This window comes from bacterium, assembly GCA_036504735.1.
In the GTDB taxonomy this organism is placed as follows: Bacteria; Electryoneota; RPQS01; order RPQS01; family RPQS01; genus DASXUQ01.
In genome coordinates this window covers 316,343-340,229 of the sequence record DASXUQ010000008.1, presented here as the reverse complement: position 1 = coordinate 340,229, position 23,887 = coordinate 316,343, and the positions used below count along the sequence as shown (strand labels likewise).

25 protein-coding genes are annotated in these 23,887 nt (G+C 57.1%); 8 read left to right on the top strand and 17 right to left on the bottom strand.

Annotation, left to right across the window (positions count from 1 at the left end; translation table 11 throughout):
- Positions 1-53 precede the first annotated feature (53 nt).
- The 16 genes from VGL38_07455 to VGL38_07380 form a co-directional block, all read right to left on the bottom strand.
- The gene (locus VGL38_07455) at positions 54-911 is read right to left on the bottom strand and encodes an SDR family NAD(P)-dependent oxidoreductase (GenBank protein HEY3295258.1); all 858 of its coding nucleotides are present in this window, start codon (positions 909-911) and stop codon (positions 54-56) included.
- A gap of 122 nt (positions 912-1,033) precedes the next feature.
- Positions 1,034-1,876, bottom strand: a complete 843-nt coding sequence (rfbD, locus tag VGL38_07450; GenBank protein ID HEY3295257.1) for a dTDP-4-dehydrorhamnose reductase — start codon at positions 1,874-1,876, stop codon at positions 1,034-1,036.
- A gap of 21 nt (positions 1,877-1,897) precedes the next feature.
- Positions 1,898-3,124 (bottom strand): RES domain-containing protein, encoded by a 1,227-nt coding sequence (locus tag VGL38_07445; protein ID HEY3295256.1) that lies wholly within the window; start codon positions 3,122-3,124, stop codon positions 1,898-1,900.
- Between the two features lie 122 nt (positions 3,125-3,246).
- Entirely contained in the window at positions 3,247-3,654 is a 408-nt protein-coding gene (locus VGL38_07440) for a nuclear transport factor 2 family protein (protein ID HEY3295255.1), read from the bottom strand.
- 10 nt (positions 3,655-3,664) lie between these two features.
- On the bottom strand, positions 3,665-4,198 hold the full coding sequence (locus VGL38_07435; protein ID HEY3295254.1) for a DinB family protein: 534 nt from the start codon (positions 4,196-4,198) through the stop codon (positions 3,665-3,667).
- A 10-nt stretch (positions 4,199-4,208) separates the two neighbouring features.
- Complete coding sequence (locus VGL38_07430) at positions 4,209-4,832, bottom strand: hypothetical protein (protein HEY3295253.1); 624 nt, start codon at positions 4,830-4,832, stop codon at positions 4,209-4,211.
- 12 nt (positions 4,833-4,844) lie between these two features.
- Entirely contained in the window at positions 4,845-6,374 is a 1,530-nt protein-coding gene (locus VGL38_07425) for an MFS transporter (protein HEY3295252.1), read from the bottom strand.
- A gap of 108 nt (positions 6,375-6,482) precedes the next feature.
- Positions 6,483-7,112 (bottom strand): hypothetical protein, encoded by a 630-nt coding sequence (locus tag VGL38_07420; GenBank protein ID HEY3295251.1) that lies wholly within the window; start codon positions 7,110-7,112, stop codon positions 6,483-6,485.
- 44 nt (positions 7,113-7,156) lie between these two features.
- Positions 7,157-8,062 carry a hypothetical protein gene (locus VGL38_07415; protein ID HEY3295250.1) on the bottom strand — a complete coding sequence of 302 codons (906 nt, stop codon included), beginning with the start codon at positions 8,060-8,062 and terminating at the stop codon, positions 7,157-7,159.
- 94 nt (positions 8,063-8,156) lie between these two features.
- Complete coding sequence (locus tag VGL38_07410; GenBank protein HEY3295249.1) at positions 8,157-9,659, bottom strand: TlpA disulfide reductase family protein; 1,503 nt, start codon at positions 9,657-9,659, stop codon at positions 8,157-8,159.
- A 110-nt stretch (positions 9,660-9,769) separates the two neighbouring features.
- Positions 9,770-10,516, bottom strand: coding sequence for an SIMPL domain-containing protein (locus tag VGL38_07405; protein ID HEY3295248.1), 747 nt, complete (start codon positions 10,514-10,516; stop codon positions 9,770-9,772).
- A gap of 68 nt (positions 10,517-10,584) precedes the next feature.
- On the bottom strand, positions 10,585-10,869 hold the full coding sequence (locus VGL38_07400; protein ID HEY3295247.1) for a type II toxin-antitoxin system HicB family antitoxin: 285 nt from the start codon (positions 10,867-10,869) through the stop codon (positions 10,585-10,587).
- A complete protein-coding gene (locus VGL38_07395; protein HEY3295246.1) occupies positions 10,866-11,060 on the bottom strand; it encodes a type II toxin-antitoxin system HicA family toxin in 195 nt (64 codons plus the stop codon). Before VGL38_07395 ends, VGL38_07400 begins: the two co-directional genes overlap by 4 nt.
- Positions 11,061-11,303: 243 nt before the next feature.
- Positions 11,304-12,047 carry a sugar phosphate nucleotidyltransferase gene (locus tag VGL38_07390; GenBank protein ID HEY3295245.1) on the bottom strand — a complete coding sequence of 248 codons (744 nt, stop codon included), beginning with the start codon at positions 12,045-12,047 and terminating at the stop codon, positions 11,304-11,306.
- A 72-nt stretch (positions 12,048-12,119) separates the two neighbouring features.
- Positions 12,120-12,518, bottom strand: a complete 399-nt coding sequence (locus tag VGL38_07385; GenBank protein ID HEY3295244.1) for a four helix bundle protein — start codon at positions 12,516-12,518, stop codon at positions 12,120-12,122.
- A 28-nt stretch (positions 12,519-12,546) separates the two neighbouring features.
- On the bottom strand, positions 12,547-12,921 hold the full coding sequence (locus VGL38_07380; GenBank protein HEY3295243.1) for a hypothetical protein: 375 nt from the start codon (positions 12,919-12,921) through the stop codon (positions 12,547-12,549).
- A gap of 338 nt (positions 12,922-13,259) precedes the next feature.
- On the opposite strand from VGL38_07380, the gene VGL38_07375 reads away from it, so the two are divergent.
- The 5 genes from VGL38_07375 (at position 13,260) to VGL38_07355 (ending at position 18,620) form a co-directional block, all read left to right on the top strand.
- Entirely contained in the window at positions 13,260-14,105 is an 846-nt protein-coding gene (locus tag VGL38_07375; protein HEY3295242.1) for a Rossmann-like and DUF2520 domain-containing protein, read from the top strand.
- A gap of 694 nt (positions 14,106-14,799) precedes the next feature.
- On the top strand, positions 14,800-16,362 hold the full coding sequence (locus VGL38_07370) for a response regulator (GenBank protein ID HEY3295241.1): 1,563 nt from the start codon (positions 14,800-14,802) through the stop codon (positions 16,360-16,362).
- 404 nt (positions 16,363-16,766) lie between these two features.
- On the top strand, positions 16,767-17,195 hold the full coding sequence (tsaE, locus tag VGL38_07365; GenBank protein ID HEY3295240.1) for a tRNA (adenosine(37)-N6)-threonylcarbamoyltransferase complex ATPase subunit type 1 TsaE: 429 nt from the start codon (positions 16,767-16,769) through the stop codon (positions 17,193-17,195).
- Positions 17,192-17,836, top strand: coding sequence for a tRNA (adenosine(37)-N6)-threonylcarbamoyltransferase complex dimerization subunit type 1 TsaB (gene tsaB / locus VGL38_07360; protein ID HEY3295239.1), 645 nt, complete (start codon positions 17,192-17,194; stop codon positions 17,834-17,836). The genes tsaE and tsaB overlap by 4 nt, the downstream gene beginning before the upstream one ends.
- The gene (locus VGL38_07355) at positions 17,814-18,620 is read left to right on the top strand and encodes a DUF72 domain-containing protein (GenBank protein HEY3295238.1); all 807 of its coding nucleotides are present in this window, start codon (positions 17,814-17,816) and stop codon (positions 18,618-18,620) included. The genes tsaB and VGL38_07355 overlap by 23 nt, the downstream gene beginning before the upstream one ends.
- Positions 18,621-18,817: 197 nt before the next feature.
- On the opposite strand, the gene VGL38_07350 is transcribed toward VGL38_07355, so the two are convergent.
- Entirely contained in the window at positions 18,818-19,045 is a 228-nt protein-coding gene (locus VGL38_07350) for a hypothetical protein (GenBank protein ID HEY3295237.1), read from the bottom strand.
- A 1,021-nt stretch (positions 19,046-20,066) separates the two neighbouring features.
- Here VGL38_07350 and VGL38_07345 point away from each other — a divergent pair.
- From VGL38_07345 to VGL38_07335, 3 genes are all read left to right on the top strand, one after another.
- Entirely contained in the window at positions 20,067-21,434 is a 1,368-nt protein-coding gene (locus tag VGL38_07345; GenBank protein HEY3295236.1) for a toll/interleukin-1 receptor domain-containing protein, read from the top strand.
- The gene (locus VGL38_07340) at positions 21,406-22,920 is read left to right on the top strand and encodes a hypothetical protein (protein ID HEY3295235.1); all 1,515 of its coding nucleotides are present in this window, start codon (positions 21,406-21,408) and stop codon (positions 22,918-22,920) included. Before VGL38_07345 ends, VGL38_07340 begins: the two co-directional genes overlap by 29 nt.
- 536 nt (positions 22,921-23,456) lie before the next feature.
- Positions 23,457-23,882 carry a hypothetical protein gene (locus tag VGL38_07335; protein ID HEY3295234.1) on the top strand — a complete coding sequence of 142 codons (426 nt, stop codon included), beginning with the start codon at positions 23,457-23,459 and terminating at the stop codon, positions 23,880-23,882.
- The last annotated feature ends 5 nt before the right edge of the window (positions 23,883-23,887 follow it).

Sequence of the window (23,887 nt, the reverse complement as noted above, 5' to 3'; positions counted from 1 at the left end):
TGTCTTCCGTCTGCTTTTCAGCTTTTCAGTATTTCAGCCTTTCAGCATTTTCTTCACGCGTATTCTTCCGGCAATCGAAACTTCGGCACCCACCGTCCATCAATATCTGTGAACTCGTAATGCTTAGCCAGGTCTCCCGCATACAGCACTTTGCCCGTCTGCTGCACATAGTCCGGATCTGCCGCCAGTGCCGCCACCGCGCGTCCCGCGTATTCGGGAGACTCGGTCTGGCGCAAATCGAACGGCTGCTCGGCATGCGCCGCCATCACCCGCTCGGTGCGCACAAAACCCGGAGCCAGCGCCACGGAGGCCACGCCAAAGGGAAACAGCTCCCGCGACATCCCCCACATCATCCGCACCAGCGCGCTCTTCGCCGCGTCGTAATAAAGATTGCCCAGATACTTCCCCTCATCCCATGCTACCGTGCTGATCATCAATCCCGCGCGCTGCGAGAGCATCATCGGCGCGGCACAGCGCGCGGCCAGCAAATGCGCCCGCACCCCGGAGATAAACATCCCGTTCCACCGGTCGGCAAAAGGTTGCTCCCAAAAGGGACTCTGAAACCCGCCGCTGTCATAGCGTTCATAGCCGCCCCACGCGTTGTTCACCAGCAGATCAAGCTTCCCCTGCTCGCTGAACACGCGCTCGAAAAACGCTTCCACCTCGGCATCCCTGGTGTGGTCCAGCAGCACCGGAATCCCCTCGCCCCCCCGCTTGCTCACTTCCTCAGCCGTATCCTCCACCGTCCCCGCGAGATTTTCTGTCGACCCCTTGGACCGCGTGCTCCGCCCCGTCACAGACACCGTCGCCCCCGCCTCCCCCAGCACACACGCAATCCCCTTCCCCACGCCCCGTGAAGCGCCGGTGACCACGGCAACCTTATCCTTCAGTATGTCGCGAAAACTTTCCATAGCCCCAATCACAAAGTGCGATTTTGATTTGGTAGCCGCGCGATGCATCGCGCCAGTGTGGGACGGCACAGCCGCCCCGTCGGAGGGGCGGATCTAAGATCCGCCCGCCACATCAGAGAGCCCTATCTTTCGCTCAAATACCTCTTCAACCCCTCTTCCCACGAGGGCATCCGGTTTCCAATCGCATTTTCATACAGCCGTGGCGACATCCTCGAATTCTTCGGTCGCGGCGCAGGCCGGGGAAACTCTTCCGTGCTGCAGGGCAGCACCCGCGCCTTGCCGCCGCCCAGTTCCACGATCTTCCGGGCGAACTCATACCAGGTGGTTTCACCCCGATTGGTGATATGATACGTGCCGTAGGCGCCGTTTTCCATCAGCCGGAACAGTTCCGGCGCAAGGTCCTTCACAAAGGTCGGGCTGCCGTGCTGATCATTCACCACCTTCAGCTCGTCGCGCTCTGCGGCCAGCTTCAGAATGGTCTCTACAAAGTTCGCCCCCCCGTGCCCGCACAGCCAAGACACCCGCACAATAAAGTGCTTCGCGCACAGCGCCCGCACGAACCACTCGCCGGCGTACTTGGATTTGCCGTACACACTCTGCGGATTCGCCGCATCCCATTCATCGTACGTTGCATCCTTGGTGCCGTCGAAAATGTAGTCCGTGGAAATATGCATCACGGGCACATTCAGCCGCTGTGCCGCCAGGCACACGTTCTGCGTCCCCGTGGCGTTCACCAGATACGCGATGTCCGGCTCGCTTTCGCAGCGGTCCACCGCCGTAAAGGCCGCGCCGTGCAGAATCAGATCCGGCTGCGCATCGAGGATGCAGCCTTCCACCTGTTTGCGGCTGGTGATGTCGCACTCCGGCAAATCCACGCCCAGCGCGTCCTTGCCCAGCGCCCCCGCGACCTTCATCAGCTCGCGTCCCAGCATCCCCTTATGCCCGGTGATGAGAATTCGGTTCATTTGACAGCTTGTGTGATTGTGTTACTCCAGTCGCCCATTTCTGCCGTAGCGAACACTCTTTATTTGAATCATCTTTGTAAAAGCTCCGTCATTGCGCAGAGATGGCTTGCGTTCACGGATAGTCGGAAACGGTATTGGCGGGCACGATGTCATCCAGTTAACCAGTACGCTGGTGGTCTCACCCGCACTTTCGGATTTCACGCCTTCCACAATACCATCTGCTGCGAATAGAGCAATATTGCAATGATCTTCCCCTTCAACTTGCGCTGATGTATAGATCACACCATCTAAATTCATCTTGTTCGAGAGGAACTCCGCTACAACCTGAGTCGGCACGTACTCGATGGGTTCTTCGTCAGGATGAATCGGCTGAGTGACAAGACTGTGGAAGACGTTGAGAAATTTTAGCCGCAGATAGCAGTCATTCAGTTCAGCAAAACACGGATCGAAAATATTGGGAGGGATAGGCTCAACACTTGCAGCCGTCAAGTCTATCACGCGCAGGATCCTCGTAGCTGTGAATTTGCCGACCACAACATAACACCCAACATGTGGGCGAATTTCGGCAACACAAGTTTCGGCATTGAATGCACCATAGAATACAGGAATTCCGGCCGCGTTAAGGCGCCCGGCACGTCGCATTGCACGTGGTGGGGGTCCAAGTTCTTTGGCAGGAGCGTCAAGGAATTCAAACGCCTGACGATCTGATCGAGCTTCACGTGCTCTATAGATGGGAGTGCCTGCCTCAAGCTCGAGGAACGGAAGATAGTGCCCTTTAGGAACGACGCAACCAAGCTGCTCCAAGCCAACGAAAATTTGCTTGAGGGCATCCTCAGCCGCATCATCGAAGAACCTTCTGTCATACTTGATCAAGTCGCAAAATCTTCTCCAGAGGCTATGATGCGGGTGCTGGCTGTTTTGATCAAGTTCATAGCAGGTATCTGTAGCGTAATATGCAAGACCACCTTGCGCGATATCATGCCACTCTCGATCGCTGAGCGCTTTTACTACAGCCTCGGCAATATCGATGTCGGAACCCATCTCTTCTGACATAATTTCGTCGGGGGCCTCACCCTGCTGCACCCACCGGGTGTGCTCCGCATCAATGTCTAAGTAGGGCTCCTCCTCGCCCGGTCTGTAATGAATTCGATAATTCGCATCAGCCCGTTTAGCGATTTCCGAAACGGTAAGTGTCATCCCTTTGTTGCCGCAAACCGCGCACTTGCTGCGCGCTCCTTTGTCTGCCATGTACTTCCGAAGATGCTCGTTGGTCACGCAGTTAGAGCAAATCGGAGATTCACCGTCTAATGGAGATCGGCCACTCATTGCTCTTGCCATATAGGTTCAGTTCCAATAATAAACTACTCTCCTTACCCCCGCTTCCCCGGGTACGGCGAGAACTGATCCGCCACCGCCCACCAGCGGCCATCCTCTTTGATCAGCGTCAGCATATCCCGGCCCGGCAAAATCATGCGCTGGCCGCCCAGTTCCGCATCCATCTCATAGTAGTAAGTCACCATCGCACAATTTCCGTCCGCAAACAAATCCACCTTGGGATCTGTCTCTTTCCATCCGTGAATTTTGGCCACATCCACAAACATCTGCCAGCCCTCAATACACGCCGCGCGTCCCTCGCGGCGCAGATGGTCCATCGGCGTCAGCGCCACCATCCGCTCGTGGAAAAACTCCGATAGCTTCGACGCGTCCCGCTCCACCGTCCACGCCCGGTTCAAGGCCTGAACAAACTCCCACACTTCCTGTGCGCGCTCATCCTTCATCCTTCCTCCTTCATCCTTTGCTTCCCTTCGCCTGCCTGACCCACCTTGGCGCCGAATCCGTCTTCTGCCGCAGATGCATGTGAAGCTGTCCCGCGTGATGCTGAAGGTGCCGCAGTTGGTACAGCATCAATTCCGCGCGGCTCATCGGGGCCTTGCCAAAAGGAAGGCGCTCACGCGCCTGTTCTTCGGTCAGCGCGGTGATGGTCTCGCGGCATTTGCGGCGGCCATGCTCCAGATACCCGAGCATCTCTTCCTTGGTATACACCCGCTCCGGCAGCAGCCCGGCCGGATCCATTTCGTCCAGATTGAACGGCGCAGGCGGCGCAAAATCCTTCGACGGATACGACAGATAGTAATCTAACCAGAACAACGTGTGATACACCGTATACCAGAACTCCGGCTGCAAAGACCGGTCGCTCCATACGGATTCGGGACAGGCGACAATGGCATTTTCCAGCATGTCAATCGCCGCGCCGGACTGCTGCCACAGCACATCCCGCCAGAAGACAACGGAAGAGTCGCCGCTCGTGCTATCGCTCATCATCTGCATTTCCCTAACGGTTCACATGGCACGTCACAATGTCGAAACCGTACCCGCCGGGGCCGTCTCCCGTCTGCGACATCAGCCCCAGACTGTCGGAACTCACCGCATAGCTCACCGACCGGTGACGGTCGCCGTCTTCGAAACGCTGGTACATCATCGTCCGCAGCACGCTGTCCCCGATGACGCACGGGCCGCCCGGGAAATTGTATAGCACCAGCACGCAGTCCTGATCGAACCAGTAGTAGTTGCCCGAGCGGGCATATGGGTACCGGAACAGCAACTCCTCCCTCGCGCAACTGTCCGCCGGATAGGGAAGCTGCATCACCCCCGTGCCGCGTTCATTGCGCAGGTAAAACACCGTGTCCGGAGCGCTGCCGCGTATACTGTCCACGAACAGATAGTAGCGGTTGTTCCTGATTTCCCGCACCGCGACAATACTGCGGCGGAAAGTGCAAGTCGACTCCGGCTCCGCCGCGTCCGTCCGGTACTCCCACCAGTTGCCCACCGCCAGCGGCATCAGCCCCTTCGATACCGTCACCATAGGCTCCCCGCCGGTGTCCCCCGGCGCACTCGTCACCCGGTCATCGCAGCCGAAAAACAGCAGCGGAAGCAAAATCAAAAGCCAGCATTTCATAACCAGAGCCGTTTAAGCGTTCATGTCCGACCAGCGAGTCGCCATGCGATTGAAGATAAGCAATGCAACTACCGACACCACTCCCACCGCGGCAAAAGGCAGCCAGACATACAGGTGCGGTGAATAGGTGTTCCACAACAGTTCCGTAGTCCGCGTCGCATCCTGGCCGATGGTCTCCTGCAGTTTCGCCATCGCCTCCGTGCGCGGCACGCCCAGCAGATTCGTCAGGGCCTCCGGATCGCCGTTCCACACCTTGCCTTGCCCCAGCGGCGTGTGCTCCAGCAGATACTTCTGCGCCAGCACCGCCTTCTCGCCGAAGTGCCCGTAAAGATACCCCGCCATCTTTGAGCCCACAAATCCACCGAGCCCCACGGGAATATTCACATACCCCAGGTACAATCCCTTCTTGCCCGCCGGAGCAATCAGCCCAAGGTATTCGCTCTTTTTTGGCCCGGTCAGCATCTCTCCCAGAGAGAAAAACACCACGCCGCCCAGGAACACCCAGCCGCTGCCCGTCAGGCCCGCCAGCAAAATCCCGCAGGTCGCCACCGACATGCCGATCACCATCGCCGACAGCGTGCGCAACCGCCGCACCGCCCACGACACCGGAATCATCAGCGCCACGATCAGCAGCGAATTCAAAAAGAGCATATTTTGCTGCATCACCTGCAGGCCGCGGTCGGTCATCTTCGTCATGAATGCCGGCAGAGACAGCGCCGACGCCACGCCCGAACTGTCCACCCAGTCCGTAATGAAATTGGGATGCAGATCCCAGAGCTGGTACATCATCAGCCAGAAACCCGACATGATGAGCAGCCAACTGATCAGCCGCGGCTCGAAAATGTTCGTCATCGTGCGCGCGAATACCTGCAAGGGATTTTCCGTCTTGTTCGCCCCGCTGGCAAAATCCTTGAAGGTGAACAGCATCAGGTAATTCAGCGCGGTGAACACCGCCGAGGAGATAAACACCCATTTCCAGTCGATCTTCAGCAGAAAACCCGCCAGTGGATGCGCCACCGCCGAGCCCACGTTCACAATCCAATAAAAAATCCCCCATCCGACCGAAGAGTTGGACTTGGAGAGATTTTGCGCCAGAGACCCTTGTAAACCGGGTTTGAAAAATGCCGTTCCCGAAGCCAGCACCAGCACGCCACCGAAGAACCCCGCAAACGTGCGTAAATAGGCCATCATCAGATAGCCCAGAATGTTCATCGTTACTGCAAAGGCAATGGTCTTCTTGTAGCCGTAGCGGTCGGCATAGCCTCCGGTGAACATCGGCAGCACCGACTGAAACACGAACCACCACGCAAAGATCGTCCCCTTCTGCGCCGCGGTAAAGTGCAGCCCGCCCGGATCATCCGCCTGCAATATATATACGGCGACGACACTGCGCACGCAGAAGTACGCCATCCGTTCCCACATCTCCATCCCGCACAGCATCCAGTAGCCGTGCACGAAACCGAACAGCGTTTTCGGAGCCGCCGCCTCAAGCGCGGGCGGCCTGCGGACCTCCGATGATCCAACCGGGGAATGTGCTGCCATAAAAGGTGGTATCCTTCGACGTTGCCCGGGTAATCCCGGCAAGGTCAAATTTCGAAGGCTGTTTTACGAAACCGAAGGTATCGCGGACATCAGGGCTTGCCTGCAAAACTACATCACCACGCGGTACGCCACCAGTGCAAAGGAGCGATTCGCCGGACCGCCGCTCGTCTGCGACAAAATGCCCAGGCTGTCCTCCCGCAGCACAAAGGTGCGGGAATGCCCCGGTAATGAAATCGCAAACTGCTGGTACACCATCGCGTGGATCAGGCTGCCATTGTGGGACCAGGGACCGCCCGGGAAATCGTACAGCACCAGCACGCAATCCTGGTTGAAATGGTAGTAGTTCCCCGAGTTGACATGGGGGTACTTGAAGAGCGTGTCTTCCACGGTGCTGCTGTCCGCCGGGAAATTCAGCATCATCACGCCGCCGTCATGATCGTTGCGCATATACCCCACCGTGTCCACCGCGCCGCCGATGGTGCTGTCCACCAGCACATAGTACTCCGATTGGTTCAGCGTGCGTTTGGCGCGGACCATGCGGCGAAAATCAACCACCGTGTCCGCGCTGGTGGAGTACCGGTAATCCCACCAGTTGCCCACCGCCAGCGGCATCAGCCCGCGCGACGAGGTCAGGGGATTCTCCCCGCCGCCACCGCCGCCGTCTCCCGGATCGGTGACCTTGTCCTTGCATGCCAGAATTAGAAGTAGCGGGAGCAGAAAAAGCAGTCCGTATCGCATGATGTGTCTCCCTGTAAAATGCCGGTCAGCGGGACGCCTGCCGCTTAGTTTTCCACGTGGTAGGTCACAATATCGTGGTGGGCAATAATGTCACCCGAGCGAATCTCTTCCTCCCGCACCAGCCCCACGCGCTGCGGCACAAGGTAGTAACGGATGGAATGGCTGCGGTCGTGATTCAAGAACCGCTGGTAGCTGATCACCCCGGTAAAGGTGGTGTCGCCGACAATCTTCGCAATCCCCGGAGGAGGATTCAGCACCACAATGCTGTCTTCCCGGTACAGGTAATGGTCGCCCGAATGGATATTCGGGTAGCGGAACAGCGTATCCGCATGCGCGCCGCTGTCCGATGGAAAGGCAAGTTGCGTGACGCCGGTCGCGCAATTCCGCAAATAGTAAATCGAATCCGCCGCCAGAGTATCCGCGATGCTCGCCGTCAGCAGGTAATAGTCATCGAGGCCGATCAACCGGAATGCGCTCACCGCATGGCGGTAAGTGTAATGGGTCTGGCCGCTGTCCGCGCTGAACTCCCACCAGTTGCCCTCGCGCAGCGGAATCAGCCCGTCCGATTTCAGACGGTAACTGACAAACAACGTTTCCGACCAGGCAGACCAGCCGGAGTCATTGCCCGCGCGCACGCGGTAGGCATAGTCGCCTTCCGCCAGCCGCAGCGAATCCCAGTACATGGCCGTGTTGGCCACCAGGGTATCGTGCTGCATGGTGAAGCTTCTGCGCCCGTGTTCGAGGACAAACTTGGTCTCGTCCAGACTGTTGTCCGACCATCTCACAACCACACCAAAACCCACATAGGTACTCGCCTTTACACTGTCCGGCGCATTGGGCACATGGCCGTGCGCCGGCGGTTCCGGCGGATCACCGTGAACCGGTGTCGCCTTGTCCTGGCAACCTAAGAATAGCACCACCGGCAGCAGTGCAAGAATCCAGAATCGCATGGCGGAGCCCTCCCAAAAAAATTTCAAAAAGCAAAAACCGAAAATTCAGAAAATCAAAGCCAGCAAGGAGAAGTCTTCATCCTTCATCCTTTCTTCACCGCCCTTCCTGCATCAAATCTTCCACCCACAACGGCAGCTTCTGCCCCAGATCGTCGGAATAACCGAGTTCCTCGTAACGAATCTTGCCGTTCTTGTCAATCGCGCACAGATAGGGAATCCCCTTCACCCCATAGGCCTTGGCCACGTCCTCGTTGCCGAACAGCAACTCCATCGCATAGCCCGTCTTGGCGAAGAAAATGCGCGGCTTCTGCTGCGGTCCGCGTTCCCAAGTGTTGATCGAAAACACCCGCACACCCTGCTTCGGCATCTGGGTCTTGACATATCTGTTGATCACCGGCATCGCCATCCGGCAGGGATTGCACCACGTCGCCCAGAAATCCAGCAACACCACCTGCCCATGCAGATCGGAAAGCTTCACCGTCTTGCCCGACGCATCCGTCAGCGTCCAGTCCGGCGCGTCCTTGGTGGTCTTTCCCTTCCGCACGTCGTCCCGCACCTTGCCCGCGTTGGTCTTGGCAGCGGCTTCGGCCTTGGCCATCAGATCCTTCCAGGCCGCATCCGTGTGCAAAGACTCGAACGTCGGATCGTTCTTCAGCCGCTCCACATCGGCAAACCCAGCCTCCAACGCGCTGTTCAGATCGCCCAGAGCATCCTGCGGATGGCCGAATCGCACCGCGTCGCCCGCCAGCGTATACCGCACTTCGGGAGCAAAATCCTCACCATTGGAACTGACGATAATCCGCTCCTGCAACTTCTGATAGTTGCCCGCCGTCCGCACCGCTTCCAAATACAGATCGCGCGCCGCGCCGTGCTGATCGGCAGAAGTGATTTGCCCTTCGCCTACCATGTCGTTCGCGTCCTTCATGGCCGACGCCGCCACCGCGTCGAAATCCCCTTGCGCGGCCTTCAGAATCCGCTCGCTGCCACCGTCGGCCCAGTTGGCGCTATCCTTCTTCGCCTGCGCCAGCAACGCCGCGGCCTGATCCGTCTTCTTGCTGTAAATCAGGTATTCGAACAGCGTCGACTGAGCAATCGCTTCCTTGGGAGCAAGCGTTGCCCACCCTTCAAAAACCGCCGCATCCTTCGGCAGTTCGGCGCTCAAACTGCTCTGGTCCTTCGGCGTGGCGCTCCGTTCGAACAGCGGCTTATAGGTCGCAGCCACCAGCCGGTATCCGTATGGAAACTTCGGATCTGCGGAGATCGCTTTGCGGCCAAGGTCCAGCTTCTGTGCGTTGGTGCCATAACGGCCATAGAAGTACAGCCACTTCGCGCTGTTCGGATTCTTCTCGTACTGCGCCTTGAAAAAGTCCACCATCCCGGCGCTGTCCACCCCGAACCAGTCTCCCTGAATGCGCCGCACCAGTTCCGGATCCGGAGCTTGGGAACACCAGTCCTGATACAACTTCAGCAGATCGGCGTCGGGAGCCAACTCTTTCATAGCCTTGTCCCAGTTCGCCTTGGTGTAAGTGCTTTCCGCCGCCGCCATAAACGCAAAGGCCAACAGCGCAACCATGATGAGCACGGAACGGAACTTCATGAGCCTATCCTCAGGTCAGATAATCGAAGTCATCTTGTGTGGTAGGGACACGGCCTGCCGTGTCCGTCGTAGGGGCCGTCTAAGACCGGCCCGCCCGCTTGAAACCTGTCTCAGTTCACCGAAAACGTCACCGACACCACCGCAGTGATGTCCTTCTCGATCGTCGAGGTATCGTAGATGCCATAATCGCGTACTTCGCGGGAGTTCGGCGCGGTTACCTGAAACACTCCCTGCCGCGCATTGCGCAGGCTGCGCACCCTGCCGCCCGCGCTGCCGGCAATCTGCTCGGCCCGGGTTCGCGCATCCTTTGTCGCTTCGGACAGCATCTCCATCCGCATCGGAGCCAGTGCCGTAAAGTAGAACTGCGGTGGATCGGAATTCACCGGCAGGCTCTCCGCCGTAAGCTGGCTGATGTCCCGCGCAATCGCTTCAATCGAATCCACCTGTGTGCTGTGCACCTGAAAGGACTGCGTGAGCTGGTAGCCGATAAACTCTTCGACATACTCCCCCTGCGCATTCCGCTTGCTTCGCGTCATATCCCGCGTGTGCACACCGGAAAAGACAATCAGGCTGTCGGAGATACGGCGGGAGTTCAGCCACTGCCGGATCCGCTGCTGGTTGCGCGTGATCGTCTCATAGCCGTGCTGCATGCTCATGTCGTTGACCGCGTAGTTGCCGTTCCACTCCACATAGTCGGAACGCACGGTCCGCCGTGCCGAGCCGGTCACGGTGATATTGTCGTTCGCCCGCTTGATCGCCCGCAGCGCTCCCGACACCAGCAGCCCGGTCAGCACAAATCCCACCGCCACCGCCACCAGTCCCCAGAACAATTGCAGAAAACGGTCGTTGCCATTCATGCGGTCTCTCCGTTAAAAGCAAATACTGAAAGGCCGAATATGCGAAAACAAAGCATCCACCCCGGGAATCACATTTTCTTAATGCCCGCACTGCGAGGACCCGATTTGCTGGGAGTTTCCTTTGCGCGCGCCGGAATAGTCAGTTGCACATACTCCGCGCTGGAATGCGGGGCGGGAATCCGCAGGTGATCTTCAAGGAGCCCTTCGATGTGCATCTGAATCGCCGTCTGCATCTTCGCTTCGGTCTGCTCCCGGGTCTTGCCGACAGCCACGCACCCCGGCAGATCCGGCGAATAAGCGGAGTAGTTTCCATCCGCCTTTTCAATCACAATCAAATACTGGCGCGAACTCATCGGGAGCCCTTTAGCTTAGCCTGTTTCAAGATGCTGTTGAATGTTCCCGGCGCAAGGTCAAAACTCAACCGGCCAGCCACCGTCACACGGCCGGGCTTTCTCGAATGCTTGTACTGGCGGTGATCTCCACGTGTCGCCACCAGATACCAGCCGTCGGATTCGATGAGCTTGATGACATCGCGCACTTTCATGTGCATCCCACAAATTCCGATTTAATCTTAATTCCCCTTTTTCCCTCTTTTCCCCTACATTAGTCGGAAAAATACAAGGGGGCAAGAAAAGTTCTTCGACCCCGCCGAAGGCGAGGCCGGGGGATAGAAGTCTGCGGACACAATCGGAAGGGGTTACGGCCTGCAAACCAACAAAGCGAAAGACCCAAATTCAAGTCTCAAGTCTCTGGTCTCAAGTCTCACCGTCCGCCTTCATCCCTCATTCTAAAACCAGTGGTCCTTCAGCTTCGGATCCACCTTTTCCGCCACCAGTCGCGACGCGCGGTAGAGCGACGGGAACGTTCCCGCGTCCGTCCACCAGCCGTCGATCACATCGGCGGTCAGCTTGCCCATCCGCAGGTACGCATTATTCACGTCGGTGATTTCCAGTTCGCCGCGCTCGGAAGGCCGCAGGGTGGTGATAATGTCCCACACCTGTGCGTCATACAGGTAGACTCCGATCACCGCCAGGTTCGACTTCGGCTTCTTGGGCTTCTCCACAATGCTCACCACGCGGCCCGTGGAATCCACTTCCGCCACACCGAACCGCTCGGGATCCGGCACTTCCTTCAGCAGAATCTTCGCCCCTTCCTGCTGATTGAACTTCTGCACGTGGGCCGTGATATCCTTCTCGAGAATATTGTCGCCGAGAATCACCGCCACCTTATCCTTCCCCGTAAACACGCGCGCCAGGCGCAGCGCGTCGGCAATGCCGCCTTCGCCTTCCTGATAGGCATAGTTGATATAGCGCAGACCGAAGTCCTTGCCGTTGCCCAGCAGATTCAGAAAATCTCCGGCATAATGGCCGCCGGTCACCAGCACGATCTCATCGATCCCCGCCCGCACCAGTGTCTGGATCGGGTAATAAATCATCGGCTGATTGTAAATCGCCAGCAAGTGCTTGTTGGTAATCTTGGTCAAGGGCAACAGTCGGGTGCCAAGACCACCCGCGAGGATAACACCTTTCATGAGTCCCGCATAGTTGTTGGTGAAGCAAAAAAGTCAAAAAACCAGAAATTAGAAATCAAAAAGAAGAACCCGCTAAACCGCACGGGTCTTTTTGACCATCGAAACAAAGATTGCCATTAGCTCGCGGGACTCGGCCTGCAATGCGGTTAATTTTTCGGGCTTGACCGTATCCGAATCCGCCAACAAATGCATCCAGTACACGGTCTCTGCAAGTTCCTGCATGGCACCGTCTATTTTGTTGGTGAAGTCTGCGCGAGATTTGGCATGGCTGGATTCCGCTACATGAGCGCCGACAGATGTTCCAGATCTCAATAACTGCATGCCGATTACTCGCCCTAACCCGCTCTGGGGGACCGCTTGGTACAGACGAATGATCCTCAGGGCAAACGCACGCGTACGTGCAGACAAGTCCCGTTTGGCTTTGGGGGGATCGTCCACCATGCTATGGAGTTGATCGTCCGGCTCTGCCATTTTTCGTTTTTTATTTTTGGTTTACGATTTAGAGCCTAACCCCCCCGCCCACAACCGAACTCGGTTCAATGATCGGCCCCCGCAGCACCCGCGACGCCGTTTCATCATCCACTTCCTCGATGAAGAAATCCCATTCGCTGCGGCCGGAGGAGGTGATGCTCTCTTCAACGACCTTGACGCGGTTCAACAGTGCGAGTTCCTCGGGGGTCACCATGCCGCGGCGCACTACGTGGCCGATCACATGCACCACCATCGAATGGCCGTCCCGCGCGACGAGGCACTTGCGGCCCGTGATCTGGCTGAAGCCCCAGCCGTCCGCGCTCATCGCCTTCACATGCCCGCCCGGCTGGCGGATATATACATTCAGCCGGCACGAAAGCTCTAACACTCGTCCTAATGCCATTGCAAACTCCTTTGATGCATCGAAAATCAAGAGGCAGATCTGATGAAGCGACTAATTCGGGCTGCCTTTCCCACCCCCATCTAACTTCCCCCATCCTTCACGGTGTTCAGGACAGGCTGTGGGGGAAGGATTTAAGGGTGATACAGGGAGTGGGACCACGCGGTATTCCCGCGTTGTCCCCCCGCCGCAGGCGGATACAGGTGCAGGGCTTAGCCCTGCCAAATTAATCCTTAAAAGTAACGATTCCTCCGGGGATTGTCAAGGAAACCGCCTCTCAAATGCCCTTCAAACATAACAAATTGCTTGCATTTGCGAACCGTTCATTGTAACTTTGCAATATGCCGCTGTATGCAACTTCCATGGCCACCGGGCCAATCACCATCATCGGACTCGGCGCGGTAGGCTCCGGCCTGTCCCGGGCCCTCTGCGCGGCAGGCTGCCGTCAGCTAACCCTTGTAAGCAGAGGGCGTGCGGGAGAGCAAAGGCTCTCTAAAGCGTTAAAAGTTAGGCATCTGAGGAAGACCAAACAACTTCAGCAAGAACACGGAGTTATTATCCTTGCCGTCAAGGAGGGCCAACTCGCCCTTTTGGCTGAAGAGTTGGCCCGCCTGCCCTTGCCGTGGCCCAAGCTTGCCGTTTTGCACACCGCAGGCTCCATCGGAGCCGAGGTCTTGCAGCCGCTGGCGTCGCTCGGCGCGGGAATTGCCGCCTGGCATCCGTACCAGACCTTTCCCCGCCGCGCCCAAACCGTCACCCTCGCCGGCGTGACCTTCGGCACCGACGGCAACCGCAAAGGCATCCTCGCCGCCAACAAGCTGACCCGCCTGCTGGGCGGGAAACCGCTCAAGGTTTCCGGAGAGGACCGGGTGCTCTACCACCTGTCCGCCGTCCTGGCCTGCGGTTTTGTCGCCGCCGACCTGCACATGGCGGTAGATGTTCTGAAAAGAACCGGCGTCCCCGAGGCCCGCGCCCTGCAAGCCGTGCTGCCCATTGCGCGGGAAACCCTTTCTCAGGTCGCCGCCTTAGGCCCCGCCGCCGCCCAAACCGGCCCCGCCGTCCGCGGCGACAAGGCCACCATTCAGAAGCATCTGCGGGCATTGCGAGACACCGATCCCGAGCTGATGAAGGTTTACAAGGCCGTAATAGATTACATCATCGCGTCGCAGACGCACCGCACGCGCTAACCGTCGCGGCTGCAGGCCTATTTTTGACTTGGGCCTGCCCCGCTGGGGGAAGGCTGGGGATAGAGATCAGCACCTTCCCCAAAAAGAAAGCACCCCGCACCATAGCCACGCACGGCCGTGCGTCTTCCATCTGCCCTTCCCCCTTTGCAAAAGGGGGAATCAGAAGGGGGTTCTGTTCCTACACCCACAGCAGGCTCAAGTCCTTCCCCCACAGTGTGGGGGAAGTTAGATGGGGGTAACGAACAAGGCAGGGGGATAGAGGTCCGCCTAACAAGAACCATGAGCTAAGGGCGTGGGAGAAGTCCTTGGACCTCGACGAAGGCGCGGGCCAGGGGATACAGATCTGCACCTTGCCCAAAAAGAAAGCACCCCGCACCATAGCCACGCACGGCCGTGCGTCTTCCATCTGCCCTTCCCCCTTTGGAAAAGGGGGAATCAGAAGGGGGTTCTGCACGGGTCCCCTTCCCCTACTTCAGTGGGGGAAGGCCGGGAAGGGGGTGGGGGAAGTTAGATGGGGGTAACGAACTAAGGCCGTAGGGGATAGAGGTCTGCGAGGCAATAATGAGAAAAGGTCCGGAGATAAGGGCTACGCGATAATCATAGGCCACCCCGCAACCCGCCCGTCTTCATTTTCCACTTTTTCATTTTTGATTTTTGATTTCTAATTTTTTCGAAATAGCTTCTAAAGGACATCATGCCAGATAACAAGCGAATTCTTTGGGCAGACGACGAGATCGATCTCCTCGAAGCTCACGTATTGTTCCTCGGACAATACGGCTATGACGTCACCGGCGTGACCAACGGCGAGGACGCCATCAACCGCGTCATCACCGAACCGTTCGATGCGGTGCTCATGGATGAACACATGCCCGGAATGGACGGCATCGAGACCGCCGCCGCCATCAAGGATAAGCGTCCCGATCTGCCCGTGATCATGATCACCAAGTCGGAAGAAGAGGCCCTGATGGATTCGGCCCTCGGCGGCAAGATCACCGATTACCTGACAAAGCCTGTCAACCCCACGCAGATCCTCGTCGCGCTGAAAAAGGTTCTCGAGCGCAACGCCATCGAACAGAAGATCGCCACCCGCGATTACCTCACCGAGTTCCGTCAAATCTCCCTCAAGCTGATGGAAGGTCCGACGTGGCGCGAGTGGGCCGACATCCACGCCAGTCTCTGCGGCTGGGAAATCGAACTGGACCGCCTGCCCGATGAAGGCCTCAAGCACTCCCTCGAAGGCCAGCGCGAAGAATGCAATATCGAATTCGGCAAATTCGTCGAAGAACACTATGAGGACTGGGCCTGGGGCCGCAATGAAGGCCCACCCATGTCCGTTGACGTCGTCCAGAAGTGGGTCATGCCCCGCCTCGCCGCCGGGGAAAATGTGCTCTTCCTTGTCATCGATTGCCTGCGCGCCGACCAGTGGATGGCTATGGAGCCGCTGCTCTATGACAACTTCCGCATCACGCGCGATTTCCATTTCTCCATTCTTCCGTCCGCCACTCCCTACAGCCGCAATGCGCTGTTCTCGGGCCTTTACCCCGGCGAGATCGAGGAGATCTATCCCGACCTCTGGAAGAAGAGCGATGATGACGAACTCTCCTGCAACCGCTTCGAACGCCAGCTTCTGGACAAACAGTTGCAGCGCCTCGGCCTCACCGTCGAGCCTGAGCCCAAATATGTGAAGATCCTCGACCCCGAAGAAGCCAACGCCACCGCCAAAAAGGTGCCGCAATACTTCAACAACCGCCTCGTCTCGATGGTCTTCAACTTCGTGGATATGCTCGGCCACAGCCGCTCTCAGAGTGACGTCATCCGTGAAATGCTGCCCCATGAAGCCGGCTACCGCAGCGTCGTCCGTGCCTGGTTCGAGCATTCCAGCCTCCGCCAGATTCTGCAGGCCTTCGCCCGCCAGAAATGGACGGTCATTGTCACCTCCGATCACGGCTCCATCCGCTCCACCAAGGGCGCCAAAGTCGTCTCCGACCGCGAAGCCTCCACCAACCTGCGCTTCAAGCACGGTCGTAACTTGAAAGTCGATTCCCGTCAAGCCATCGAAGTCCCGCGCCCCGAGCGTTTCCGCCTCCCCAAGCGCGGCCTCAATATCGGCTACATCATTGCCAAAGAGAACTACTACTTCGTCTACCCGACCAACTACCACAAGTACCTCGCCCTCTACAAAGACAGCTTCCTCCACGGCGGCTGCTCCTTAGAGGAAATGATCCTTCCCGTCGTCATCATGGAAGGGAAGGGGTGACCCCTTCACCCGCGTCGCCTTCGGCGCGCTATCGTTCTGAAGATTCGGCTCTGCCGTTCCCCACATGCCGGGAGGGCAAGGGGCTTTAGCCCCTTGTCTCTGCCCTTCCCCCTTTGCAAAAAGGGGGAAGCAGAAGGGGGTTCTGCTCTGCTCCCCTTTCCCTCTTTTCCCCCTACTTTAGTGGGGGGAATAAAAAGGGGGGTGGGGAAAGGTCCCGGACCTCGACGAAGGCGGGGGCCGGGGGATACGGGTCTGCCGCCACAATCTAAATGAGGATCAGACTCCGCCGTAGGGGCACGACATGTCGTGCCCGCGACTGAAGGGCTTTCGAAAGGCATGCCGTGTCATTCGGAGGGGCGGGTCTAAGACCCGCCCGTGTAACACAAAGAAATATCCTGCAACCAATGTCAGACATCATCACCACCCACTCCCCCGCCGAAACCGAGCATTGGGCCGAGGCCTTCGCCGCCTCGCTCACACCCGGCACGGTCATCGCGCTCTTCGGCGATTTGGGCGCGGGCAAAACGGTGATTGCCAAGGGCATCGGCAAGGGGCTCGGCGTCAGTGATGCCGTCATCAGTCCCAGCTTCAACTATGTGCTCGAATACAAGGGCAAACTGCCCTTCTTTCATGCCGACCTCTACCGCATCGAGGGCGCGGCCACCTTTGAAGCTATGGGCTTCGATGAGTACTTTGACCGCAATGGAGTCTTTGTGATCGAATGGGCCGAACGCGTGCGCGACCTGCTGCCGCCCGACGCACTCTGGATTGAAATCGAAACCATCGCCAACAGCAGCGAGCGGCGGATTGCCGTCAAGCGGGGCGCACCATGATTCTCTGTCTCGAAAGCTCCGCCAATCCGTCCGTCATCGGCCTCGTGCATCATGACCAGTTGGTGATGGAGAACACCTTCTCCGACCGCGCCAAATTCGCCGATGAAGTCACCACCATGCTCCGCGACATGAGCATCACGCCCAGCCGCCTGAAGGCCATTGCCATCGGCATTGGCCCCGGATCCTTCACCGGCTTGCGGGTCAGTCTCGCCTTTGCCAAAGGACTGGCGCGCGGGCTCGAAATTCCCATCTGGCCGGTCTCGTCGCTGGAAGTCGTGGCCCTGAATCTCTTAGGCCGCTGGGATGCCGTCGCCGTCATCTCTCCTGCGCGCCGCGGGCATGCTCATTTCGCGCGCTTCACAGGTCAGGCTCTCGAGACCACGCAAGACCAGTCGCAGATCGTCGCCTATGATGATCTGCTCTCCCATTTGACCGCCGATATGGTGCTGGTCGGGCCGGGAGTCGCCCTGCTCAGCGACTCTCAGCGCAGGCAATTGAACGGGTATCTTCCCGCGGACAATGACATGCACCGGCCGCACACCCTGCGATTGGCGCGGCTGGCCCGCGAGGAGTGGCTCGAAAAAACGCCTCCGGAGATTGGAACCTTGGTGCCGACGTATGGACTCGATTTTCCCGTCTAACAAGCACGCCAACTCGCTGCTGCATGCCGGCACGAGTGGCTGGAGCTACGACGACTGGCAGGGAAACTTCTACCCGCCCAAAACCTCCTCCGGCCAGTGGCTGGAATACTATATTTCTCAGTTCGGCGCGGTGGAAGTGGACAGTACCTTCTACGCCATTCCGCCCCGCTCCCGCGTCGAACGCTGGGCCGAGGTCGCGCCTCCCGGATTCGAGTTCGCGCTCAAAGTCCCACAGGTGATTACCCATGAAAAATCGCTCATCAACTGCGAGGCGGAGATGAGCGAATTTCTCTCTGTGGTGGAACTGCTCGGCGAACATCTCGGCCCGGTTCTCTTTCAGTTCCCCTATGGCTTCAAGCCCGAACGCATCAACGACCTCTTGAAGTTTCTCGATACTCTGCCGCGCGACACCAGTTTCCGCTTTGCCGTGGAGATCCGCAACCGTGCCTGGCTGAAAACCCGGCTGCCCGACGAGCTGGCCGCGCGCAAACTCACCATGTGCCTGGTCGATCACCCCTGGATGCCGCGCGAGACTCGCGTCACGGGCACGTTCGTCTATCTGCGGTTTCTCGGTGACCAGAAGGCACTGACCGTGTTCGATCACACGCAGAAGGACATGCAGAAGAATCTCGTCTTCTGGGCCGCCTGTGCCAAGCTCTGGCTCAAGCAGAAGCTGCCCATCTATGCCTTCTTCAACAATCATTTTTCCGGCCATGCGCCTTCGGACGTCAGGGCCTTTAGCGAACTCCTCAAAGGCCAGAAGGCCAAGGTCCAAGGCACATGAGCCCCCCTCGCACTCCGCTGCGCCCTCCCAAAAAGCGCATCCCTCTTCCGCCCAAGCCGCCCAAGGTCATCCCCCCGGAAGACCTTTACAAGCGCAAACCCAAGCACCCCAAACGCGAAACCCCCATCGAGGACTCGTAGGGGTGTAAGCAGGGCGATCTGAATCTGCAAGTGGGGCACGACACGTCGTGCCCTTTCCTATTTTTCCAACCCGGAGGTTTGAAGCTTGAGGGCGCTGTCGATGAGGTCCGGTTTGCCGGTGAAGTGGCCTACGGCGGAGGAGGCTCCATAGGAGAGGAGCGACGCCAGCGCGATCACCAGCAGGGTGCGTGCCCGGCCTTTGTCCAGTCCCCAGTCTTCGAGATAGCGGTGCAGCAGAAAGCTGGCCGCAAAGAAGACGACGGTTGAAATAATCAAACTTAGCATACCGTCTCTTGGTGCAATTGCTGCTCCAACTCCCCTCACCGCCCCCCAACCCTTGTCATTCTGACGCCGTCTTCGGCGGAAGAACCTCGGGCAAATCCGGCATGCCTTCATCTTGGTAGCCGCCCGATTCATCGCGCCCCGCGGACCAAAACGCCACCCTCATCGGCTTTTTCCCTTCATCCTTCCGCCTTCATCCTTCATCCTTCAAAAAGCGCCCTCTTCTTTCCTATTTCCTATTTCAAATTTCCTATTTTTCCCCGCGCCCTTGTCATTCTGACGCCGTCTTCGGCGGAAGAACCTCGGGCGAATCCGGCATGCCCTCGTCTCGGTGGCCGCGCGATTCATCGCGCCTCTCGCTTCCTGCATCACCCTGCCCACCCCTTGCCGAGCCGGGTTGAGCCGCGTCAAATACTAACCCGAACAGAAAACACAACCCGGCCGAAACCCCACCCCGCATCCGCACTCTCCCGCCTTGGCTTCTCGGCTTCTGTCCCCCTATACTTCAGGCGGCCTCCGGCCGCCTCCGACCAGAGCCCGCGCCACCCCAAAAAAACATTGTCATTCTGACGCCGTCTTCGGCGGAAGAACCTCAGGCGAATCCGGCATGCCCTCGCCTCGGTAGCCGCGCGATTCATCGCGCCCCGCAGACAAAAACGCCCCCGCATCGGCTTCTTCCCTTCATCCTTCCGCCTTCATCCTTCATCCTTCAAAAAGCGCCCTCTTCTTTCCTATTTCAAATTTCCTATTTCTCCACCTTAACCCCACAGTTCTGATTCACTTCCACCCCATACTCGCCCAACAGAATTCTTTTATAAAACGACCTGTCAATTTATAATACCATGATAACATTCAAGCCTTGACTGTAGCCTGTTCTATCCGTATATTGCAGCATTGGACAGAATCATGGGTCACCAACGTAATGAGACGCCGAACAGTTCGTTCGTGCCGCTATGACCGAAATGTTTGGCCAATCCACGTAGGGATAAAACGCAAAGGCCTCGGTATCTTAGGGAATGCAGTTATGAAAGACCGTCTTTTTATTTCCCATGCAAATCCCATCGACAATGAATTCAGTCTATGGCTGACCCTTCGCCTAAGGGCCATGGGATTCCAAGCTTGGTGTGATCTCACAGATATGCCGGGCGGCGCATCGATGTGGCCAACAATTGAGCGTCAAATCCGGGCGAATACAGACCGATTCATATTTGTCCTCAGCAAAGTCTCGAATCATCAATCAGACGGCTGCCTTAAGGAGCTCGCGGTGGCCGATGCAGTACGCAGGTCGTCAGACGATGGTGATCAAGAGTTCATCCTACCAGTTCGATGTGACGATATTGATTTCAAAACCGCCAACGCTTACGTGATAGATCGGTACACAGTTGACTTCTTCGGACGCTGGGGTGCAGGGCTTCGCGAACTTCTTGACAAATTGAAAGAAGCCGGAATTGTTGGTTGTGCTGTCAACGGCCCCAGTGCAGTATCCGAATGGTGGGCAAAGGAATACAAATACGCTTCGCCCCGCACTCTTCTCGACAAGCCTGAAACTTATGTCACCAACGTCTTTCCTATCACCCGATGGCCATCACATATATTTATTCACGACATTGGCCGATCTGGTGTCGGCCCTTACAATCTGAACCCAGAGGTCGGACAACCTTTTGCATTTTCGGAAAAGAAAATAATTTCTTTCTTTCCGGCAAACTCGATTTCGTCCTATGTCACGTACCCATACGAGATTCTGAATTCGACGCGCCTTCCTATGCGATCAGATGCCCCGTATGCCGCCTTGCGAGATGTGTTGCAAACAGATGACAGCAGGCTTGTGACTGAGCTGTTGACGAACACGTTCGAATACGCTCTAATCAAGAGGGGTCTTCGCCCGTATTTGCAGGCATCAAAGAAGCACTGCTTCTTCTTTTACAAAGGGTCGGACCTTGACTCCATTCAGTACGACACACTCGAAGGAGCACCCACAGATCGAGTGCTTGTTGGCAAATATGAGTCATCATATTGGCATTTCGCCATTTCTGCCAAGGCTGAAATGCGCCCGTTTCCACATTTCGCCATTCGCAGACACGTCTTGTTCTCAGACGATGCGCGTACTATATGGGAGAGCAAGCCAAAACTCCACAAGGCAAGACGGTCAGCGTGCAGGCGCTGGTTCAACGAGCTTTGGCGCGAGAGACTTTTAGCCGCCATGGCATGTGTTAGTCGCGGAACTGACGATGTGCTAATTGAATTCGGAGACGAAAGTGCGCTAGCAGTAAGCCGTATTCCAACGCTACATGAGTGTCCCAAATCCTACATCTATGGAATCGAAGAAGAGATAGATCTTATTTCCGAACAGGTGGAAGACCAAGATGATGAAGACATCGAGCCAGGCGATTGAGTATATCGACGAACCTCTAGTTGAGGTCGGCAAGTCTCAGGCCGTTGACGACCCCCGCGACGGGCTGTCACTCTTTGGCCCATTAGTGAATTCACCGGAGTACACCATCAGGGCAGGCGTGATCGGCACCCGCTCGGCGATAGAAGCATTCAGAGACTGGGTATGCAGAATTCAAGGTCCGATACTGAACGGAGAGGACAGTGTTTCACGACCTTCCTTTCCCGGATTTGAAGCTGCATTCAATGTCAAGTGGCCCGCCGAACCACTAATAGCGGTCGAACTCGATTCCGCACACATAGAGCACATCTTAAAGCAAACGAGACGATCTGACCGGATCACAACGCTGGTAAATTTGTACCGGGACCGGATTCTGGAAGCGAGGCGCACACAGGAGCGGGATGTATCGGTGTGGTTTGTGCTCGTGTCCGGAAAGCTCAAGAAGATGGCGCTGCCGCGATCGTCCGACGAGCCGCAGAGTCGACACGTCCGTGGTCAGCACTCACGCATGAGACCATTCGCTACCATCAACCAGCTCGACCTGCAACTAAGTGAAATGAAGGAGACCGAGGAGTTTTCCGACCACTTTCACAACCAATTGAAGGCCCGGCTTCTGCCAAAGGAAATAGTCACTCAGCTTATAGTCGAGGAGACACTCCTCCCGCCCGATCGTCGAAGCAAGCTCCAGTTCGTAATTGACTCTTACAGAAAGCAGCAATCACAGATTGCATGGAATCTCGCGTCTGCCGTGTATTACAAACATGGCGCGCTGCCATGGAGACTCTCCGGTGTGCGCGACGGAGTCTGCTATGTAGGAATGGTTTTCAATAACACTCTCTCTGGCCGTGAAGGCGAAGCATGTTGCGCCGCGCAAATGTTTCTTGGTTCCGGTGATGGAATGGTATTTCGCGGTGCCGTGGGGCCATGGTACACGAAGCGGCGCGGCGAATTCCATTTGGACCCAAGGTCATCCGAGAAGATTCTTGGAATGGTCATAGACAATTACACGAAACTGAATGGCACTCCACCCAAGGAAGTTGTCATACACGGGAAATGCAGGTTCAACGACCGTGAATGGGAGGGCTTCCGAAGTGCAGCGGGTTGCAACACATCCATCGTCGGTGTTCGTGTGCGCATCGCCTCGAATTTCAACCTCTTCACACTCCGAAACAGTTCGGTTCTCAGAGGCACTCTTTTGCGTATGACAGAATCATCAGGGTACCTCATGACCATGGGTTTCGTTCCCAGACTGCGCACGCAACTCTGCCTCGAAGTCCCTAGGCCTCTTTACTTGGACGTTTCACACGGTGAATGTGAGTTTGGAGTGGTCGCGCGCGATATCTTGGGGCTGACAAAACTGAATTATAATGCATGCACATACGCCACAGGGTCTCCCGTTACTTTACGCTTCGCCGACGCAGTCGGAAAAATACTGGTCTCTACACTAACTGAGGACATCCCACCGTTGCCTTTCAAGCACTACATATAGTCATTCTCCTCCGACCGCTATATGTCATGTGTTAACGCACCGAGCACTCAACCCATGTCAGAGCCCTCCATGCGTTATCCTCTAGCCACTCGTCTCCCCTTCTCTTTCACTGCTTGAACAGCCTGTTTTTCATTCTCTTATGTTCATTCGCACCACCCCAACTATCGATGTACTCAGCATTTGCACATTTGCCCAAATTTCTCTTGCTTTCAGGCCAAAAATGTTGTACATTTGAACAGTGCTGGGAGTTTGCCCTTTCTTCTTCCAGCCCATCATCTAACCCTTTGTCGAATCGGCTGTTTGCCTTTCCCCTCCAGAAGCGCGATGAATCGCGCGGCTACCAAGAGGAAGGCATACCGAATTCGCCCGAGGTTCTTCCGCCGAAGACGGCGTCAGAATGACAAGGTTTAGGGGTGGCGGGTAGGGTATTTAGACGCGCAGCAAGCTGCGCAACTACATCGGCCCAATTATCGTTTTTGGCTTCCGGGCTTCTGATTTCAGCGTTTCAGTGTTTCAGCATTTCAGGATTTTCGACTATGAGCGGACCAAAATCACCCGAAGGAAAAGCCCGTAGCCGCAGCAATGCTCTCAAGCATGGGCTGCGCGCTACGGATGAACTGTTCCTCACCCACCTTAAGCGGCATGAACGCGAGGTTTTTGCGGACTTCCGCACCGCCCTCCACCGGGAATACAAACCCAAAACCGCCCATGAGAAACTGCTGGTGGACCAGATCGCCATTCAGCACTTCCGCCAGTATCGGCTTTATGACCTCGAATACCTGGCCACCAGCAAGAGCCGCCATGATCCTCTGGCAACCGAGTCCATCTTCCGCCACCTCGACCGCCTGTCCCGCTATGATACCCGCATCAGCCAGCAGCTTCGCGCCTTGCATAATCGCCTGAAATCCCTCTATTGGAAGCGCGACAATACCTCCCTAAGTACCTTTAATCCCAAGGAGTAAACCAG

Bases quoted from the DNA above. Each gene is read 5' to 3' on its own strand.
- VGL38_07355 (HEY3295238.1), top strand. From the start codon at position 17,814: ATGGACTCGATTTTCCCGTCTAACAAGCACGCCAACTCGCTGCTGCAT.
- VGL38_07340 (HEY3295235.1), top strand. From the start codon at position 21,406: ATGATGAAGACATCGAGCCAGGCGATTGAGTATATCGACGAACCTCTA.
- VGL38_07410 (HEY3295249.1), bottom strand. From the start codon at position 9,659: ATGAAGTTCCGTTCCGTGCTCATCATGGTTGCGCTGTTGGCCTTTGCG.
- VGL38_07380 (HEY3295243.1), bottom strand. From the start codon at position 12,921: ATGGCATTAGGACGAGTGTTAGAGCTTTCGTGCCGGCTGAATGTATAT.
- VGL38_07350 (HEY3295237.1), bottom strand. From the start codon at position 19,045: ATGCTAAGTTTGATTATTTCAACCGTCGTCTTCTTTGCGGCCAGCTTT.
- VGL38_07455 (HEY3295258.1), bottom strand. From the start codon at position 911: ATGGAAAGTTTTCGCGACATACTGAAGGATAAGGTTGCCGTGGTCACC.
- rfbD (HEY3295257.1), bottom strand. From the start codon at position 1,876: ATGAACCGAATTCTCATCACCGGGCATAAGGGGATGCTGGGACGCGAG.
- VGL38_07415 (HEY3295250.1), bottom strand. From the start codon at position 8,062: ATGCGATTCTGGATTCTTGCACTGCTGCCGGTGGTGCTATTCTTAGGT.
- VGL38_07420 (HEY3295251.1), bottom strand. From the start codon at position 7,112: ATGCGATACGGACTGCTTTTTCTGCTCCCGCTACTTCTAATTCTGGCA.
- VGL38_07440 (HEY3295255.1), bottom strand. From the start codon at position 3,654: ATGAAGGATGAGCGCGCACAGGAAGTGTGGGAGTTTGTTCAGGCCTTG.
- VGL38_07430 (HEY3295253.1), bottom strand. From the start codon at position 4,832: ATGAAATGCTGGCTTTTGATTTTGCTTCCGCTGCTGTTTTTCGGCTGC.
- VGL38_07395 (HEY3295246.1), bottom strand. From the start codon at position 11,060: ATGAAAGTGCGCGATGTCATCAAGCTCATCGAATCCGACGGCTGGTAT.
- VGL38_07400 (HEY3295247.1), bottom strand. From the start codon at position 10,869: ATGAGTTCGCGCCAGTATTTGATTGTGATTGAAAAGGCGGATGGAAAC.
- VGL38_07385 (HEY3295244.1), bottom strand. From the start codon at position 12,518: ATGGCAGAGCCGGACGATCAACTCCATAGCATGGTGGACGATCCCCCC.
- VGL38_07335 (HEY3295234.1), top strand. From the start codon at position 23,457: ATGAGCGGACCAAAATCACCCGAAGGAAAAGCCCGTAGCCGCAGCAAT.
- VGL38_07425 (HEY3295252.1), bottom strand. From the start codon at position 6,374: ATGGCAGCACATTCCCCGGTTGGATCATCGGAGGTCCGCAGGCCGCCC.
- tsaE (HEY3295240.1), top strand. From the start codon at position 16,767: ATGTCAGACATCATCACCACCCACTCCCCCGCCGAAACCGAGCATTGG.
- VGL38_07390 (HEY3295245.1), bottom strand. From the start codon at position 12,047: ATGAAAGGTGTTATCCTCGCGGGTGGTCTTGGCACCCGACTGTTGCCC.
- VGL38_07405 (HEY3295248.1), bottom strand. From the start codon at position 10,516: ATGAATGGCAACGACCGTTTTCTGCAATTGTTCTGGGGACTGGTGGCG.
- VGL38_07370 (HEY3295241.1), top strand. From the start codon at position 14,800: ATGCCAGATAACAAGCGAATTCTTTGGGCAGACGACGAGATCGATCTC.
- VGL38_07445 (HEY3295256.1), bottom strand. From the start codon at position 3,124: ATGGCAGACAAAGGAGCGCGCAGCAAGTGCGCGGTTTGCGGCAACAAA.
- VGL38_07345 (HEY3295236.1), top strand. From the start codon at position 20,067: ATGAAAGACCGTCTTTTTATTTCCCATGCAAATCCCATCGACAATGAA.
- VGL38_07435 (HEY3295254.1), bottom strand. From the start codon at position 4,198: ATGATGAGCGATAGCACGAGCGGCGACTCTTCCGTTGTCTTCTGGCGG.
- VGL38_07375 (HEY3295242.1), top strand. From the start codon at position 13,260: ATGCCGCTGTATGCAACTTCCATGGCCACCGGGCCAATCACCATCATC.
- tsaB (HEY3295239.1), top strand. From the start codon at position 17,192: ATGATTCTCTGTCTCGAAAGCTCCGCCAATCCGTCCGTCATCGGCCTC.